A 14,052-nucleotide genomic window follows, 5' to 3' on the forward strand; every position below is an offset into this window, starting at 1 on the left:
TTGCCCCCCATGAGCAGATTAGGAAGCGAAACATGGCGCCCGGCTGAACTGCGAAGCCTCTCCCCTCGGCATCGCCCTCGGTTCGGCGATCTTTCGGGGCGCCCTGCCGCGCCCGATTGACCATACGCCGCAATCGGCGCAGCATCGCCATATGACCTTGACCATCACCCCCAGCGGCCAGTCCTGCGGCGCGCGCGTCACCGGTGCCGACCTGACGCAGCCGCTCGATGCCGGAACCATCGCCGCGATCCGCGCCGCATGGCTCGACCATCATGTGCTGTCCTTCCCGGACCAGAAGATGAGCGAGGATGATCTCGAACGTTTCACCGGCTATTTCGGCGGCTTCGGCGACGATCCCTTCATTCGCCCCATCCCGGGCCGCGAGCATATCATCGCGGTCAAGCGCAAGGCCGACGAGACCGCGCCGCTCTTTGCCGAAAACTGGCATAGCGACTGGAGCTTTCAGGCGCGCCCGCCCGCTGGCACCTGCCTCTTCGGCATCACCATCCCGCCGGTCGGCGGCAACACCGAATTTTCGAACCAGCACGACGCGCTCGACGCGATGCCGGCGGAGCTACGGGCCCGCGTCGACGGCTTGCAAGCGATCCACAGCGCGCGCGCCGGATATGCTCCCACCGGCATGTATGGCGCAAACGATCGCGGCCGCAGCATGGATATCAGATCGGACGACGAAGCGCTCGACACGCAGCTTCATCCGTTCGTTCGCGTGCATCCCGAGACGGGCCGGAGGGGCCTGTTCGGATGCGCCGGCTATATCATCGGCTTCGACGGCGTCGACGACAGCGAAGCCCTGCCCCTGCTCTACGAGCTGATCCAGTGGCAGGGCCGCGAAGAGTTTCGTTACGCCCACATATGGGAGCCCGACATGCTGATCATGTGGGACAATCGATCGGTCCTGCATCGCGCGACGGGCGGCTATGACGGCTATGACCGCCTGCTTCACCGCACGACCATCGCCGCATGGGACGGCGCCTAGGCTTTTGCTTCCTTCGACAAGGTGCTGACGACGCCCCACGCAATCAGCGCTTGCCCGGCAAAATAGAGCGGCCATACGAGCCACAGCCTGACGTCCCTGGATATCACCCCACCCTCGCCCGCAAAGATGAAGAGATCGCTTGCGAGGAAGATCATTGCGCCAATACCCGTGCGATAGCGCGGGAAGCGGCTGGTCCAGGCCGCCGCGGCCATCGCGGCGACGAACAGCGAATAGACGGCGGCATGCCACCAGCCCGGCGCGGGGCTCAGCATGCCCCACACGATCACAAGCGTCGCCGGCATCGCCAGCCAGCCGAGCAGGCGCTGCGATGGCGTCATCTGCGCGCGCCGGTTCGCCAGATAGAGGATGATCGCGATGACATGCCCCACCACAAACGCGACCGCGCCCGTCTCGAGCCCCTTCGCATCGAGCAGATAATCGCCGAGCGCCCCAAAGCCGAGCGCCGCCGCGATCAACCAACCATTCTTCCCGCGCGCATTCGCCGCGGCCCAAACCGCCAGCAGGCCGACGCCGCTCGTCTTCCATGCCCATATGGCCGGACCATCGAGCCGCAAATACACGGCGGCGAAAAAACTGATCCCGCCGGCCAGCGCCAGCCACCACAGCCACCGCGCCCGATCCCAACCCTGTTCGCCGCTCATCGACCGCCCCCTTTGCATCTTGCTTTCAATGGGCCTAGTGCGCGGCTCCACAAGTGCAAGTCAACGGATAGCGTAAATGAGCCACGACATTCACATCATCGGCGGCGGCCTCGCGGGCTCCGAAGCGGCCTGGCAGCTCGCCGAGGCAGGCTATCGCGTGCGCCTGTCCGAAATGCGCGGCGGCGGCGACATGACCCCGGCGCATCAGGGCGACACGCTCGCCGAGATGGTGTGCTCGAACAGCTTTCGCAGCGACGACGGCGACAGCAACGCCGTCGGCCTGCTCCACCGCGAGATGCGTTCGCTCGGCTCGATCATCATGCGCGAAGCCGACGCGACGAAAGTCCCCGCCGGTTCGGCGCTTGCGGTCGACCGCGACCTCTTTTCGGGCGGTGTAACGTCGGCCCTCTCCGAGCATCCGAACATCACCATCGTCCGCGAACGCGTCGACACGCTGCCGTCGGAAGGTCTCGCCATCGTCGCGACCGGCCCGCTCACCGCTGCCTCGCTTGCCGAAAGCATCGGCGCCGCGACCGGCAAGGATGCCCTCGCCTTTTTCGACGCGATCGCCCCCATCGTCTATCGCGACAGCGTCGACATGGACGTGGCCTGGATGGCGAGCCGCTGGGACAAGGTCGGGCCGATCGGCGACGGGAAGGATTATATCAACTGCCCGATGGACAAGGAGCAATATTACGCCTTCGTCCAGGGACTGATCGACGGCGACAAGACCGACTTCAAGGACTGGGAAAAGGACACGCCTTACTTCGAGGGCTGCATGCCGATCGAGGTGATGGCCGAACGCGGCATCGAAACCTTGCGCTTCGGCCCGATGAAAGGCGTCGGCCTCGACAATCCGCGCACCGGCCGCTGGCCCTATGCGGTCGTCCAGCTCCGTCAGGACAATGCGCTCGGCACGCTGTGGAACATGGTCGGTTTCCAGACCAAGCTGAAGCATGCGGCGCAGGTCGAACTCTTCCGCACCATCCCCGGGCTCGAAAAGGCCGAGTTCGCGCGCCTCGGCGGCCTCCACCGCAACAGCTTCATACGCTCGCCCGAACTGCTCGACGGCCAGCTTCGCCTGAAATCGGCGCCGCATATCCGCTTCGCGGGCCAGATCACCGGTTGCGAGGGCTATGTCGAAAGCGCCGCGATCGGCCTCGTCGCCGCGCGCTTCGCAATCGCCGAGCTTGGCGGCCGCACCCTGCCCCCGCCGCCGCCCGAAACCGCACTCGGCGCGCTGCTCGGCCACATCACCGGCGGCGCCGACGCCTCATCCTATCAGCCGATGAACGTCAATTTCGGCCTCTTCCCGCCGCTTGCCGACGATGTGCGCAAGAAGGACCGCAAGCTCGGCTACACACAGCGCGCCGGAACTGCGCTTGCCGAATGGATGAAGCAGGCCGACGGCGTCCCCGCCTAGCAGCTACACTTGGGCTTCGCTGCCGCCTTCGGCGCCGTCGTCGCAAACTCGGCGCGGGTCAGGTCACCTGACTTGTCCGCATCGGCTCCGGCAAAACGCTGCCCCGTCGCTGCGGCCCATTCCTCGAAGGTCAGCAGATTATTGCCGTCCTTGTCGAGCTTGCGGAACGCCGCAGTCCGCGATGACATCAGCTCGACGCGGCTGATCCGGTCGTTACGATCACGATCAAAGCGGTTGAAGCGCCGTTCCTCGCGCGAGGCTTCCTTGGCGGCGGGCAGCGCCGGCGGTGCCGGGCCGCGCTTCGGCGCATTCGCCGCCGCGACCGGGATCGCGGGCAAGGTGGGCGGCGGATCGGGCAACACCTCTTCTTCGGCGATCTGCGTATAGCCCTTCCACATGAAGAGGCCGCCGGTGAGCAGCAGCGCGCTCGCCACGCCGCCGATCAGGAACCGCGAAACCGCCATAGCTCTCTCCCGCAATTTCGGATGAGCTATCATGCCGCGCGCCACGACGCCAACAGACGCCACCATTTTGGCGTCGAATTTCAATCGACAAACTTGTTCAAAATTTCTTGGGTCATAGCTATATTCGATCAATGCATAATTACCTCCCCTCGCTCAAACAGATGCAATATCTCGTCGCGCTGCACGAGCACGGCCATTTTGGCCGCGCCGCCGACGCATGCAATGTCACCCAGTCGACGCTGTCGGCGGGTATCCGCGAGCTTGAGACCTTGCTCGGCCAGACGCTTGTCGAACGCACGCGCCGCGTCGTCCGCTTCACCGCGCTCGGCAACGCAATCGTCGAAAAGGCGCACCGCGTGCTGCGCGAAGCCGAGGAACTTGCCGACATGGCAGCGGCGGCCGCCGCGCCGCTCGTCGGCGAACTGCGCATGAGCGTCATCCCCACAATCGCGCCTTTCCTGCTACCGGGTCTGCTGCCGCGCCTGCGCAAGGAACGCCCGTCGCTCAAACTGTTCCTTCGCGAAGAGCCGAGCGCGCAGGCGTGCGAATCGCTGCACCACGGCACGGTCGATTGCGTCCTGCTCGCGCTCCCTTACGCCTGCGGCGATGTCGAGAGCGAAGCCTTGTTCGACGACGCCCTGTTCGTCGCATTCCCCGGCGACCAGAGCGAAGACCTTCCCGCCATGGTCAGCGCCGACCAGATCGACCCGTCACAAATGCTGATGCTCGAAGACGGCCACTGCCTGAAGGATCATGTGCTCGCCGCGTGCAATCGCCCCGAACTCCGCGCCGGCGCGCGGATGATGGGAACGTCGCTGCACACGCTGGTCCAGATGGTCGACAACGGCCTCGGCATCACGATGCTCCCCCAGATGGCGATCGAGGCAGGCATCCTAGACCACACCGACATCGACACCCGCCCGCTCGATTCGGACCATGACTGGCGCACGATCGCGCTCGTCTGGCGCAAGGGCAGCCCGCGCGCCGACGAATTTCGCATGCTCGCCGATATCTTTCGCAAGCATCAGGTGAATTAGGCGCTCCAGCGTTCGGCGCGCGTGTCGTCATCCGCGCGCTGTTCGACCCACGCCACCCGCCCGTCGCCGAACGTCTCGCGCTTCCACAGCATCACGTCGGTTTTCAGCCGGTCGATCAGAAACTCACACGCTGCCAATGCCTCGGCGCGATGCGGGCTGCTCGCCAGGACGAGCACGATCGTCTCGCCCGGTGCCATCGCCCCGACGCGATGAACCAGCGTCAGCGCCGACAGCCGCCAGCGGTCGGCCGCGGCATGGGCGAGGTCGGCGAGGCCCGCTTCGGTCATCGCGGGATGATGCTCGAGGAACAGCTCGGTCAGACCGTCGTCGCCGCGCACGCGCCCGATAAAGCTCGCGCTCGCGCCATGGCCTCCGGCATCGTGCAGGTCGAATTCGGCGGTGACATCGATGACCGCCGGATGCGCCAGCACCCGGATCATCCGCCGGTCACCGGCGGAAACAGTGCGACCTCGCGCGCGCCGCCGAGTGGCGCATCGGGGCCCATCATCACCCCGTCGACCGCGGCGCGAATCCGCTGCGGCTCGGCAAAAGCCAGCGCGCCGCGCTCGTCGCGCGCGGCCAGCCATGCGACCAACGCGCCGACGTCGGCGACGCCGGTCGGAATTTCGACCATCTCGTCGGCCATTCCCATCCGTTCGCGGACCCAGGCAAAATAGGCGATCTGCAGCGCCATCGCGCTAATCCATATGCTTCAGGCCAACGCGCAGATAATCCCAGCCGGTGATCAGCGTCAGCACAGCCGCGCCCCACAATGAGATAAGCCCGACGGTCTTGATCCACACCATCGCCGGCAATGCGCCCGCCAGGATCAGCGCGCCGAACGCGATGAGCTGGAACGTCGTCTTCCATTTGGCGAGCTGGGTCACCGGCATCGACACCTGCAACGTCGCGAGGAATTCGCGAAGGCCCGATACGATGATCTCGCGGAGCAGGATCATCAGCGCGGCGATGACATGATAGCCCGAAATGTCGCGCGTAAAGACAAGCAACAAGATGACCGCCGCGATCATGATCTTGTCGGCGATCGGATCCAGAAAGGCCCCCAGCCGCGACACGATCCCGCGCGAGCGTGCAACATAGCCGTCAAAATAATCTGTAATGCCCATCAGGCAATAAAGGACGAAAGCCAGAGCATAGTCGATCGGCTTGGGCTGATGCGACCCTTCGACCACCCCCGGCCACAACAGGAAAAGCAGGATGGGCACCGCCAGGATGCGCGACAATGTCAGGATGTTCGGAAGGCTCAGCATGATCCCTGTCGATATGTCCGTTCGAAAATGGGCCCCAAAATCGGCTTTGACCCCGCCAGCCCTAACCGATAAGCCGCCCGTGCGACAACAATATTGCCTCCGGAAAGCTCGGACGGCATCGGCGTTGTCGGGATGTCGGATGATAAAAGTGGATTTTCAATGACCGGTTCTTTTGCGCTGATGAAGCAACGCCGGTTCCTGCCCCTTTTCGCGACGCAGTTCCTCAACGCCTTCAACGACAATTTCTACAAGATGGCGATGGTGATTCTCGTCACCTTCACCATCTACAAGGACCCGGCGACCGAAGCGTGGTTCAACGCCCTCGCCGGCGGCCTCTTCATCCTGCCCTTCTTCCTCTTTTCGGCGCTCGCGGGACAACTCGCCGACAGTACCGACAAGACGCGGATGATCCGCCTGATCAAGACGGCCGAGATTTTCATCATGATCGTCGGCGCGATCGGTATCTGGTTCCATCTGGTTCCGGTCATGCTCCTCGCGCTGTTCGCGATGGGAATGCACTCGACCTTTTTTGGCCCGATCAAATATGCAATTCTGCCCCAGCATCTCGAGGAGGACGAGGTTCTCGCCGGCACCGGCTGGGTCGAGGCCGGCACCTATATCGCCATCCTCGGCGGTACGATCGTCGGCGGGCTGACCCCGCCGCATTTTGCCATCCCCGGGATCATCGTCGTCGCCGTAATTGGCCGCCTGACCGCCAATTACGTCCCCGCCGCACCGCCCGAAAAGGATGCCGAGGGGCTGGTCGTCGACCACAATGTGTTGCGCTCGTCCTGGCAGCTCGTCAACGGCACCATGCATATCCCGCGGCTATTCCTCGCGATCATTTCGATCAGCTTTTTCTGGGCGATCGGCGCGATCCTCGCAGCGCAATTCCCGCCACTGGTCAAAAATGCGCTTGGCGCCGACAAGACCGTCGCGACGCTCTTTACCGCCATCTTCTCGGTCGGGGTCGCGATCGGCTCGATCGTGGTCAACCGCTTGCTGAAGGGGCATGTCTCCGCACGCTATTCCCCTGGTTCGGTGATCGTGATGGGCCTGTTCGTGCTCGATCTCTGGTGGAATGTGAAGGGCTGGGAACATATCGACGGCAGCCTGATGGACTGGCGCGAGTTCCTCTCGCTGACCGCGGGCGACCGCATCATCTTTGACCTGCTCGGCATCGCGATCGCCGGGGGCATGTTCGTCGTGCCGCTCTACGCCTTCCTGACGACGACCGTGCCCAAGTCACAGACCGCGCGCACCGTCGCCGCAAACAATATCGTCAATTCGGGCTTCATGGTCGCCGCGACACTGCTTCTCAGCGTACTGATCGGCATGGGCCTGACCATCGACGATACGCTGCTGATGGTCGCGGCCATGTGCCTCTTGTCGTCCCTGCTGGCGTGGCGCCTGCACAAGGCATGCGATTAGGATTTCCGTCAGATCAGGAACATCATCGCGGCAGTAAAGAAGATCGCGAAGCTCTGAAGAAACAGCCGGAAGTCATTGTTCGAAAAAATCGTCGCCGGCTCGCGGTGCGCGGCAAGCGCAGTCCGCAGCTCATTCTGCCAGTCCGCCGGCGCGCTGAGCCGCGCGATGACGAGCTGCCGTGCGCCATGCTCGCGGATACGGCCGCGAATATCGACATGATTGTCCGAGTCCATGAACTCGAAGCTAGGACGACGTTAACGAGTCGGTAAGGTTAAAAGAGTGTTAACGCGCGGATGTCCCGGCATGATACGCTTTGCGGTATCGCCGTTAACGCACGGGCATCGGGCGGACACGAATCTGGCGTGCATCCTTTGCGCCCGACTGGAACGCCTTGCAGCGCGCGGGCTTCATCCGCGGGCCGAGGCAAAAGCGTATTTCATCGAGCCAGCCTTGTTTGTCGGCCGAGACGGCAATCATCTGAGCGCTCACTCCGGGATTGACCGCAGCAAAGGCACGGCGGACGCTCGCCGCAGTCTGGGGCTTCGCCGCGAGCGCTTTCATATCGGGAAAGCGCACCGCGCGGAAAAGCAGTTCGGCCGATCGGAAATAGGCCGCAGGGTGCGGACTCATGCACGTCCCGTGCTTCGCCCACTCGTGCTGGAGAAGCTGCGCGGAGGGCGTCATGCACATGTGACGCTTCAAAACGGGCTGCGGCACGATCTTCGCCGGGCGGCACCATTGCGGATAGGCCGGATTGTCGGTTTCGGGCCACAGCCCGTGCAGCACCCACCCGAAACGCCCGTTCGCGCCCGAACATTGGAAACGGTCACGCGCATCCGTGGGGTTGCGCACGTCGGCGCAATGCTGCGGCGACCAGCTCATCGCCAACAGATAGCCGGTGATTGCCGGATCGCGGACGGGCTCGCCGCGTTTCGGCTGTTCGAGGCGGGGCACCGGGATGCGGTCGGGCAACGAACAGGCGAGCGATTGCGCCTGCGCCGCGACCGGCAGCAACGACAGCGCGGCGGCGCTAAGCCAGCGCAAAATCGAGCCCGATGTCCGCGGCAGGCGCCGACTGCGTCAGCCGTCCGACCGACACATAGGTCACGCCCGTCGCCCCGATATCGCGGATGGTATCGAGCCGGACGCCGCCCGACGCTTCGGTCGGCACTTTGCCGCCGACCAGCGCAACGCACTCGCGCAATTCGGCGAGGGTCATATTGTCGAGCAGCAGGTGCGTTGCCCCGGCGTTCAGCGCGGGTTCGACCTGCGCCACACGGTCGACCTCGACAATGATATCGGCAATTCCTGCAGCGACCGCGCGGCGCACTGCTTCTTCGACCGAACCCGCGACGGCGACATGATTGTCCTTGATCATCGCGGCGTCCCACAGGCCCATGCGGTGATTCTTGGCGCCGCCCATGCGCGTCGCATATTTCTCGAGCACGCGCAGGCCGGGGATCGTCTTGCGTGTGTCGAGCAAGGTCGCGCCCGTTCCGGCCAGCGCATCGACATATTGCCGCGTCATCGTCGCGATGCCCGACAGATGCTGAACGGTGTTGAGCGCCGATCGCTCGGCGGTGAGCATCGCGCGCGCATTGCCTGACAGGCGCATCAGGTCACTGCCCGCCGGCACCTGCGCGCCTTCTTCGACCAAGATCTCGGTTTCCATCGCCGGCTCGAGCGCCCGAAAGAATCGCTCGGCGATCGGCAGCCCGGCGACGGTGATCGCGTCGCGGCTGTCCATCACGCCGCCGAAACGCGCATCGGCGGGAATCGTCGCCGCCGAGGTGATATCGCCCCCTGCCCCCAAATCTTCGGCCAAAGTGGCGCGGACAAAGGCATCGAGGTCGAAATCGGGCAAGGAAAATTGGGTCATGGCTCTGCGATAATCGGCCCGCCGAGCAAATCAACTTGACGTTTACGTCAACTGACGCTGACATAGGTGCAAATAAGGAAAATGGAGAGGCCCCATGCAATCACCCATCTGCACGATGCTCGACATCGAATTCCCGCTGCTCGCCTTCTCGCACTGTCGCGACGTCGTTGTCGCGGTATCGAAGGCGGGGGGCATGGGCGTTTTTGGGGCGGCATCGCTGCCACCCGAGCGGCTTGAAGAAGAGCTTGCGTGGATCGACGCCCATATCGGTGGCCGCCCCTACGGCGTCGACCTGATCGTTCCCAACAGCTTTGCCGGCAAGGGCGAAGCGAGAAGCGAACTTCCCCCGATCCCCGCCGAGCATAAGGCGTTCGTCGCCGACCTGTTGGTCAAACATGGCGTCGACGAGGGGAATCTCGCGCTTCCCAGCGTCGGCGGAGGTCTCGGCGAGAATATGACGGACGATGGCGCGGCGCGCCTGCTCGAAGTCGCCTTCCGCCACCCGATCGCACTCATCGCCAACGCCCTTGGCGTGCCGCCGCCGCTGATGCTCGAACTCGGCAAGCGTCACAATGTCCCCGTCGCTGCCCTCGTCGGCACGCGCGACCATGCGCTGGCTCAGGTGCATGCGGGCGTCGACATTCTGGTCGTGGCGGGCGGCGAAGCCGGTGGTCACTGCGGCGAGGTCGCGACAATGGTGCTCGTGCCCGAAGTCGCCGCTGCGGTCGAAGCCGTGGGAGCAACCACCCCGATCCTCGCCGCGGGCGGCATCGTCACCGGGCGCCAGATGGCAGCCGCAATGGCGATGGGCGCACATGGTGCATGGACCGGATCGGTATGGCTGACCACCGCAGAGGCAGAGACCAATCCCGTCGTGAAGGACAAGATGCTCGCCGCATCGTCGCGCGACACCGTCCGGTCGAAGAGCCGCACGGGCAAGCCGTCGCGTCAGCTCCGCTCGCCATGGACCGATGCGTGGGAGGCCGAAGGTGCGCCGAAACCGCTACCGATGCCATTGCAGTCGCTGGTCAGCGAACCCGCGCTGCGCAAGGTCGATAAGTTGTCCGAGGGCGGCCATGAAGGAGCAAAAGCGCTCGCGACCTATTGGGTCGGACAGGGCGTCGGCCTGATGAACGAGGCGATGGGCGCGGGCCAGGTCGTTCAGGAGTTCAAGACCGACTGGATTGCCGCGTGCGAACGCCTCAACGGCTTTATTGGCGACTAGGCAAAAAAATCCCCGCCGAAGCGGGGATTTTCTCAAAATCAGCTGACGGTCGCCTTGACGATCTTGCCGGGTTCGCGCGGCGGCTCGCCCTTGGGCAGCGCGTCGACATTGTCCATGCCTTCGGTCACTTCGCCCCAGACGGTGTACTGGTTGTCGAGGAAGCGTGCGTCGTCGAAGCAGATGAAGAACTGGCTGTTCGCGCTGTTCGGGTTCTGCGCGCGCGCCATCGAGCAAACGCCGCGGACGTGCGGCTCGCTGCTGAACTCCTGCGGCAAGTCGGGCAGATCGCTGCCCCCCATGCCGGTGCCCGTCGGGTCGCCGCCCTGCGCCATGAAGCCCGGGATCACGCGGTGGAACACGACGCCGTCGTAAAAGCCGTCCTTCGCGAGGCCGGTGATGCGCTCGACATGCTGCGGTGCCAGGTCGGGGCGAAGGCGGATGACAACATCGCCGGTCGACAGCGAAAGGGTGAGAGTGTCGGACATGATGGAACTCCTGCGGTCTATGTTGGCGGTCCCATAGCCGGACGAGCCGCCAAAGCCACGCATTAAATCGCGAAACGGCGCTCGCGGCGTTGCCATCGGCGGGCGGCAGCACTAGGGGAAGGCTAAACGCCGCAACCGTCAGGGAGGACTGCGCGATGGACAAACGCGAAGATTCCCTGCCGCCCGAAGATGTCGTCATCACCGACGACCGTGACCGCGAACAACCGGCGCGCGAAACCGACACCGAGCTCGATAAGGACGACCGGCTGAAACCCGAATTCGTTCGCGACGTGATCGAATTGGCGGAAGCTGGCGAAAGCGAAGCCGCGCGCGAACGCATCGGCCGCCTGCACCCCGCCGACATCGCCGACCTTTTCGAACTCGCGCGCGCCGACGAGCGGCCGATGCTTGCGGCGGTGCTCGGCGACATGCTCTCCGCCGACGTGCTGGCGGAAATGAACGATTATGTTCGCGAGGAACTGATCGACCTTCTCGCACCCGAGCAAGTCGCCGAACTCGCGTCCGAACTCGATACCGACGACGCCGTCGCCATCATCGAGGATATGGAGGAGGACGAGCAGCAGGCGGTCCTCCAGGCGATGGAACCCGAAGATCGCGCCGCGATCGAGGACGCCCTCTCCTTCCCCGAGGAATCCGCCGGGCGCCTGATGCAGCGCGATCTGGTCGCTGTGCCCGAGCATGTGACCGTCGGCGACGTCATCGACCGGCTGCGCGAAGACACCGACCTCGCAAGCGATTTCTGGGAAATTTTCGTTGTCGACCCGATGCACAAGCCGGTCGGCACCTGCCAGCTGAGCTGGATCCTCCGCACGCCGCGCGACATCGCGATCAGCGATGTGATGAAGCGCGAACAGACGCTGATCCCGGTCGACATGGACCAGGAAGAGGTCGCGCTGCGCTTTCAGAAATATGCGCTGATTTCGGCGGCCGTCGTCGACAAGAGCGGACGGCTGGTCGGCATGATCACGGTCGACGACATCGTCCACATCATTCAGGAAGAGGCCGGCGAGGATATCCTGCGCCTCTCCGGCGCCGGCGACGGCGACATCAACGAACCGATCCGCGAAACATATAGCGCACGCGTCCGCTGGCTGATCGCCAATCTGGGCACCGCTCTCGTCGCCTCGACGATTGTAGGCATCTTCGGCGGCGCGATCGAACATATGGTCGCGCTCGCCGCGCTGATGCCGATCGTGGCGGGGGTGGGCGGCAATGCCGGGACGCAGACGCTCGCGGTTACGGTGCGTGCGCTCGCGATGAACCAGCTCACCGATTCGAACAGCTGGCGCGCGATCTGGCGCGAAATGAAGATTGCGCTGCTCAATGGCGGCACCATCGCGCTGATCGCGGGAACCGCCACGGCCTTGTGGTTCGCCAATCCGCAGCTCGGCATGGTGATCGCGGCAGCGATGATCGTGAACATCTTTGTGGCGGGCGTGGCCGGGGTAGCGATCCCGCTGATGCTCGACCGGCTCGATCAGGATCCCGCCGTCGCGAGTTCGATTTTCGTCACGATGACGACCGATTCCATGGGATTTCTCGCCTTTCTCGGCCTCGCGGTACTCAGCGGACTGACGACGCTCTGAGAGCAAACCTCTGGAATCCAAGCGATTCAAAAATTTCCGAAAAATATTTCATCCGTGCGATTTTTTTCGGGAACTTATTGGCTGCATCGGTCGTTTCCCCTTCGAGCAGCGGTCATCGCCCCCCCGCAGCGCTGCTCAGCAACATTGGCCCGGCCCGCATTCCCTCCCCCCCCTCGAAGCGTGCCGGGCCATTTTGCGTCAACTCCTGAGAGGTTAGAAAAATGACGAGTTTCCGAGCAATCCTTCTCGCCCTGATGGCAAGCTTTCTGGTCACTGGTTGCAACACGGTGAAGGGTGCTGGCCGCGACATCGAGTCGGTCGGTCAGGCAGGCAGCGACGCCATCAACTGATCTTGAGTAACTTACCCTAAGCCTCTTCGAGAGGCTCGACAGGCGCCGCTTCGGCGCCTGTTTTGCGTCGGCGCTGGGTAAACCAGATCGCGAGCAGCGACATTTCGTACAGAAACACCAAAGGCACCGCGAGCAGAAGCTGGCTCAGGATATCGGGCGGCGTAAAAACCGCAGCGATCGCGAACGCCGCGACGATCATGTAACGACGCGCCGAGACGAGCTGCTCGCGTGTCACCAGCCCCGAACGCTCGATCAGCATCAGCAGGATCGGCAGCAGGAAAGCGATGCCGAACGCCATGATGAACTGCATCGTGAAGCTTAGATAATTGCCAACCGACGGCAGCGCTTCCTGCGTGATACCGCCGACATTGCCCTGATAACCGAGCAGGAATTTAAGCGCGATCGGGATGGTGATGAAATAGGCAAAGCTGGCGCCGATCGCGAACAGCACGGGCGTTGCGATCAGGAACGGCAGCAATGCGCGCTTTTCCTGCTTGAACAGACCGGGCGCGACGAATTTCCAGAGCTGGTTGGCGATTACAGGAAAGGCGATCATCATCGCCGCAAACAGCGCTACCTTGATCTCGACGAAAAAGGCCTCGAACAACTGGGTATAGATCAACTTACCCTGCCCCGCGCGGACGAGCGGCTGCACCAGTATCCCGAAAATCGGTTTGGCGTAATAGAGGCACACGCCAAAGGCGAGGCCGATCGCCAGCAAGGATTTCAGCAGGCGCGAGCGCAGTTCGATCAAATGGTCGAGAAGCGGCATCTTGCCACCGGCGCCATCCTCATCTGCCGAGACTGGAGCTTCGCCGCTCATGGCAGGGGGCCATCCTTTGGCGGCACGCTATGCGTTTCCGGTGGATTGGCGGCCGCAGCCTCATCGATTGCGGTTTCTGTCGCAGCCTCCGCATCGGTGGCTTCGGCCCGCGTTTTGTTCGCAGGCGTTGCCGGCGATGCGTTCACATCGTCGATCCGCGGAAACTCCCGCATGATCGCCTCATTCTGTTCACGCCACTGCTTTTCGAGTTCCTCGAGTTCGGCTTCGCGCATCATCGTATCGAGCCCCGACCGGAAATGCCGCGCCATACCGCGCGCCTTTCCCATCCATTTGCCGACAAAGCGCATCGCTTTGGGCAAATCCTTCGGGCCGATAACCACCAAGGCCACCACCACGACGAGCAGCAACTCGGTGGGCGCAACATCGAACATCGCTTA

General features: G+C 63.7%; 18 protein-coding genes. 7 read left to right on the forward strand and 11 right to left on the reverse strand.

Annotation, left to right across the window (positions count from 1 at the left end):
* The first annotated feature begins 151 nt into the window (after nucleotides 1-151).
* Nucleotides 152-997, forward strand: a complete 846-nt coding sequence (locus tag BLW56_RS14800; RefSeq protein WP_093511427.1) for a TauD/TfdA dioxygenase family protein — start codon at nucleotides 152-154, stop codon at nucleotides 995-997.
* On the opposite strand, the gene BLW56_RS14805 is transcribed toward BLW56_RS14800, so the two are convergent.
* Nucleotides 994-1,659: a lysoplasmalogenase family protein gene (locus BLW56_RS14805; RefSeq protein WP_093511428.1), complete on the reverse strand. Its 666-nt coding sequence runs from the start codon at nucleotides 1,657-1,659 to the stop codon at nucleotides 994-996. The two genes, BLW56_RS14800 and BLW56_RS14805, sit on opposite strands and share 4 nt — an antisense overlap.
* 76 nt (nucleotides 1,660-1,735) lie before the next feature.
* Between BLW56_RS14805 and trmFO the strand changes: the two genes are divergently transcribed.
* Entirely contained in the window at nucleotides 1,736-3,082 is a 1,347-nt protein-coding gene (trmFO, locus tag BLW56_RS14810; RefSeq protein WP_093511429.1) for a methylenetetrahydrofolate--tRNA-(uracil(54)-C(5))-methyltransferase (FADH(2)-oxidizing) TrmFO, read from the forward strand.
* Here trmFO and BLW56_RS14815 read toward each other — a convergent pair.
* Nucleotides 3,079-3,546, reverse strand: a complete 468-nt coding sequence (locus BLW56_RS14815) for an EF-hand domain-containing protein (protein ID WP_093511430.1) — start codon at nucleotides 3,544-3,546, stop codon at nucleotides 3,079-3,081. The genes trmFO and BLW56_RS14815 overlap by 4 nt on opposite strands.
* Nucleotides 3,547-3,677: 131 nt before the next feature.
* On the opposite strand from BLW56_RS14815, the gene BLW56_RS14820 reads away from it, so the two are divergent.
* The gene (locus tag BLW56_RS14820; RefSeq protein WP_093511431.1) at nucleotides 3,678-4,583 is read left to right on the forward strand and encodes a hydrogen peroxide-inducible genes activator; all 906 of its coding nucleotides are present in this window, start codon (nucleotides 3,678-3,680) and stop codon (nucleotides 4,581-4,583) included.
* Here the strand turns inward: BLW56_RS14820 and BLW56_RS14825 are convergent.
* From BLW56_RS14825 to pgsA, 3 genes are read right to left on the reverse strand one after another with little or no spacing between them, the layout of a single operon-like run.
* Nucleotides 4,580-5,023 carry a molybdenum cofactor biosynthesis protein MoaE gene (locus tag BLW56_RS14825; RefSeq protein WP_093511432.1) on the reverse strand — a complete coding sequence of 148 codons (444 nt, stop codon included), beginning with the start codon at nucleotides 5,021-5,023 and terminating at the stop codon, nucleotides 4,580-4,582. The genes BLW56_RS14820 and BLW56_RS14825 overlap by 4 nt on opposite strands.
* A complete protein-coding gene (gene moaD, locus BLW56_RS14830; RefSeq protein WP_177175975.1) occupies nucleotides 5,020-5,277 on the reverse strand; it encodes a molybdopterin converting factor subunit 1 in 258 nt (85 codons plus the stop codon). Before moaD ends, BLW56_RS14825 begins: the two co-directional genes overlap by 4 nt.
* A gap of 4 nt (nucleotides 5,278-5,281) precedes the next feature.
* A complete protein-coding gene (gene pgsA, locus BLW56_RS14835; protein ID WP_093511433.1) occupies nucleotides 5,282-5,854 on the reverse strand; it encodes a CDP-diacylglycerol--glycerol-3-phosphate 3-phosphatidyltransferase in 573 nt (190 codons plus the stop codon).
* A gap of 159 nt (nucleotides 5,855-6,013) precedes the next feature.
* Here pgsA and BLW56_RS14840 point away from each other — a divergent pair, with 159 nt between their 5' ends.
* Nucleotides 6,014-7,285, forward strand: a complete 1,272-nt coding sequence (locus BLW56_RS14840; protein WP_093511434.1) for an MFS transporter — start codon at nucleotides 6,014-6,016, stop codon at nucleotides 7,283-7,285.
* 8 nt (nucleotides 7,286-7,293) lie between these two features.
* Here the strand turns inward: BLW56_RS14840 and BLW56_RS14845 are convergent, their stop codons facing one another.
* The 3 genes from BLW56_RS14845 to nadC form a co-directional block, all read right to left on the reverse strand.
* Nucleotides 7,294-7,518, reverse strand: coding sequence for a hypothetical protein (locus BLW56_RS14845; protein ID WP_093511435.1), 225 nt, complete (start codon nucleotides 7,516-7,518; stop codon nucleotides 7,294-7,296).
* A 94-nt stretch (nucleotides 7,519-7,612) separates the two neighbouring features.
* A complete protein-coding gene (locus BLW56_RS14850; protein ID WP_093511436.1) occupies nucleotides 7,613-8,329 on the reverse strand; it encodes a ribonuclease T2 family protein in 717 nt (238 codons plus the stop codon).
* On the reverse strand, nucleotides 8,316-9,164 hold the full coding sequence (nadC, locus tag BLW56_RS14855) for a carboxylating nicotinate-nucleotide diphosphorylase (protein WP_093511437.1): 849 nt from the start codon (nucleotides 9,162-9,164) through the stop codon (nucleotides 8,316-8,318). The genes BLW56_RS14850 and nadC overlap by 14 nt, the downstream gene beginning before the upstream one ends.
* 94 nt (nucleotides 9,165-9,258) lie before the next feature.
* On the opposite strand from nadC, the gene BLW56_RS14860 reads away from it, so the two are divergent.
* Complete coding sequence (locus BLW56_RS14860; RefSeq protein ID WP_093511438.1) at nucleotides 9,259-10,389, forward strand: NAD(P)H-dependent flavin oxidoreductase; 1,131 nt, start codon at nucleotides 9,259-9,261, stop codon at nucleotides 10,387-10,389.
* Between the two features lie 38 nt (nucleotides 10,390-10,427).
* On the opposite strand, the gene BLW56_RS14865 is transcribed toward BLW56_RS14860, so the two are convergent.
* On the reverse strand, nucleotides 10,428-10,877 hold the full coding sequence (locus BLW56_RS14865) for a peptidylprolyl isomerase (RefSeq protein WP_093511630.1): 450 nt from the start codon (nucleotides 10,875-10,877) through the stop codon (nucleotides 10,428-10,430).
* Nucleotides 10,878-11,029: 152 nt separating this feature from the next.
* On the opposite strand from BLW56_RS14865, the gene mgtE reads away from it, so the two are divergent.
* The gene (mgtE, locus tag BLW56_RS14870) at nucleotides 11,030-12,481 is read left to right on the forward strand and encodes a magnesium transporter (protein WP_177175976.1); all 1,452 of its coding nucleotides are present in this window, start codon (nucleotides 11,030-11,032) and stop codon (nucleotides 12,479-12,481) included.
* A gap of 221 nt (nucleotides 12,482-12,702) precedes the next feature.
* Nucleotides 12,703-12,831, forward strand: coding sequence for an entericidin A/B family lipoprotein (locus tag BLW56_RS14875; RefSeq protein ID WP_062180862.1), 129 nt, complete (start codon nucleotides 12,703-12,705; stop codon nucleotides 12,829-12,831).
* Between the two features lie 16 nt (nucleotides 12,832-12,847).
* Here the strand turns inward: BLW56_RS14875 and tatC are convergent, their stop codons facing one another.
* Complete coding sequence (gene tatC / locus BLW56_RS14880; RefSeq protein ID WP_093511439.1) at nucleotides 12,848-13,654, reverse strand: twin-arginine translocase subunit TatC; 807 nt, start codon at nucleotides 13,652-13,654, stop codon at nucleotides 12,848-12,850.
* Nucleotides 13,651-14,046 carry a Sec-independent protein translocase protein TatB gene (gene tatB, locus BLW56_RS14885; protein WP_093511440.1) on the reverse strand — a complete coding sequence of 132 codons (396 nt, stop codon included), beginning with the start codon at nucleotides 14,044-14,046 and terminating at the stop codon, nucleotides 13,651-13,653. The genes tatC and tatB overlap by 4 nt, the downstream gene beginning before the upstream one ends.
* Nucleotides 14,047-14,052: the final 6 nt, after the last annotated feature.

This window comes from Sphingopyxis sp. YR583, from assembly GCF_900108295.1.
Lineage (GTDB): Bacteria > Pseudomonadota > Alphaproteobacteria > Sphingomonadales > Sphingomonadaceae > Sphingopyxis.

Coding starts and splice junctions, on each gene's coding strand:
- BLW56_RS14800 (WP_093511427.1), top strand. CDS start 152: ATGACCTTGACCATCACCCCCAGCGGCCAGTCCTGCGGCGCGCGCGTC.
- BLW56_RS14805 (WP_093511428.1), bottom strand. CDS start 1,659: ATGAGCGGCGAACAGGGTTGGGATCGGGCGCGGTGGCTGTGGTGGCTG.
- trmFO (WP_093511429.1), top strand. CDS start 1,736: ATGAGCCACGACATTCACATCATCGGCGGCGGCCTCGCGGGCTCCGAA.
- BLW56_RS14815 (WP_093511430.1), bottom strand. CDS start 3,546: ATGGCGGTTTCGCGGTTCCTGATCGGCGGCGTGGCGAGCGCGCTGCTG.
- BLW56_RS14820 (WP_093511431.1), top strand. CDS start 3,678: ATGCATAATTACCTCCCCTCGCTCAAACAGATGCAATATCTCGTCGCG.
- BLW56_RS14825 (WP_093511432.1), bottom strand. CDS start 5,023: ATGATCCGGGTGCTGGCGCATCCGGCGGTCATCGATGTCACCGCCGAA.
- moaD (WP_177175975.1), bottom strand. CDS start 5,277: ATGGCGCTGCAGATCGCCTATTTTGCCTGGGTCCGCGAACGGATGGGA.
- pgsA (WP_093511433.1), bottom strand. CDS start 5,854: ATGCTGAGCCTTCCGAACATCCTGACATTGTCGCGCATCCTGGCGGTG.
- BLW56_RS14840 (WP_093511434.1), top strand. CDS start 6,014: ATGACCGGTTCTTTTGCGCTGATGAAGCAACGCCGGTTCCTGCCCCTT.
- BLW56_RS14845 (WP_093511435.1), bottom strand. CDS start 7,518: ATGGACTCGGACAATCATGTCGATATTCGCGGCCGTATCCGCGAGCAT.
- nadC (WP_093511437.1), bottom strand. CDS start 9,164: ATGACCCAATTTTCCTTGCCCGATTTCGACCTCGATGCCTTTGTCCGC.
- BLW56_RS14860 (WP_093511438.1), top strand. CDS start 9,259: ATGCAATCACCCATCTGCACGATGCTCGACATCGAATTCCCGCTGCTC.
- mgtE (WP_177175976.1), top strand. CDS start 11,030: ATGGACAAACGCGAAGATTCCCTGCCGCCCGAAGATGTCGTCATCACC.
- BLW56_RS14875 (WP_062180862.1), top strand. CDS start 12,703: ATGACGAGTTTCCGAGCAATCCTTCTCGCCCTGATGGCAAGCTTTCTG.
- tatC (WP_093511439.1), bottom strand. CDS start 13,654: ATGAGCGGCGAAGCTCCAGTCTCGGCAGATGAGGATGGCGCCGGTGGC.
- tatB (WP_093511440.1), bottom strand. CDS start 14,046: ATGTTCGATGTTGCGCCCACCGAGTTGCTGCTCGTCGTGGTGGTGGCC.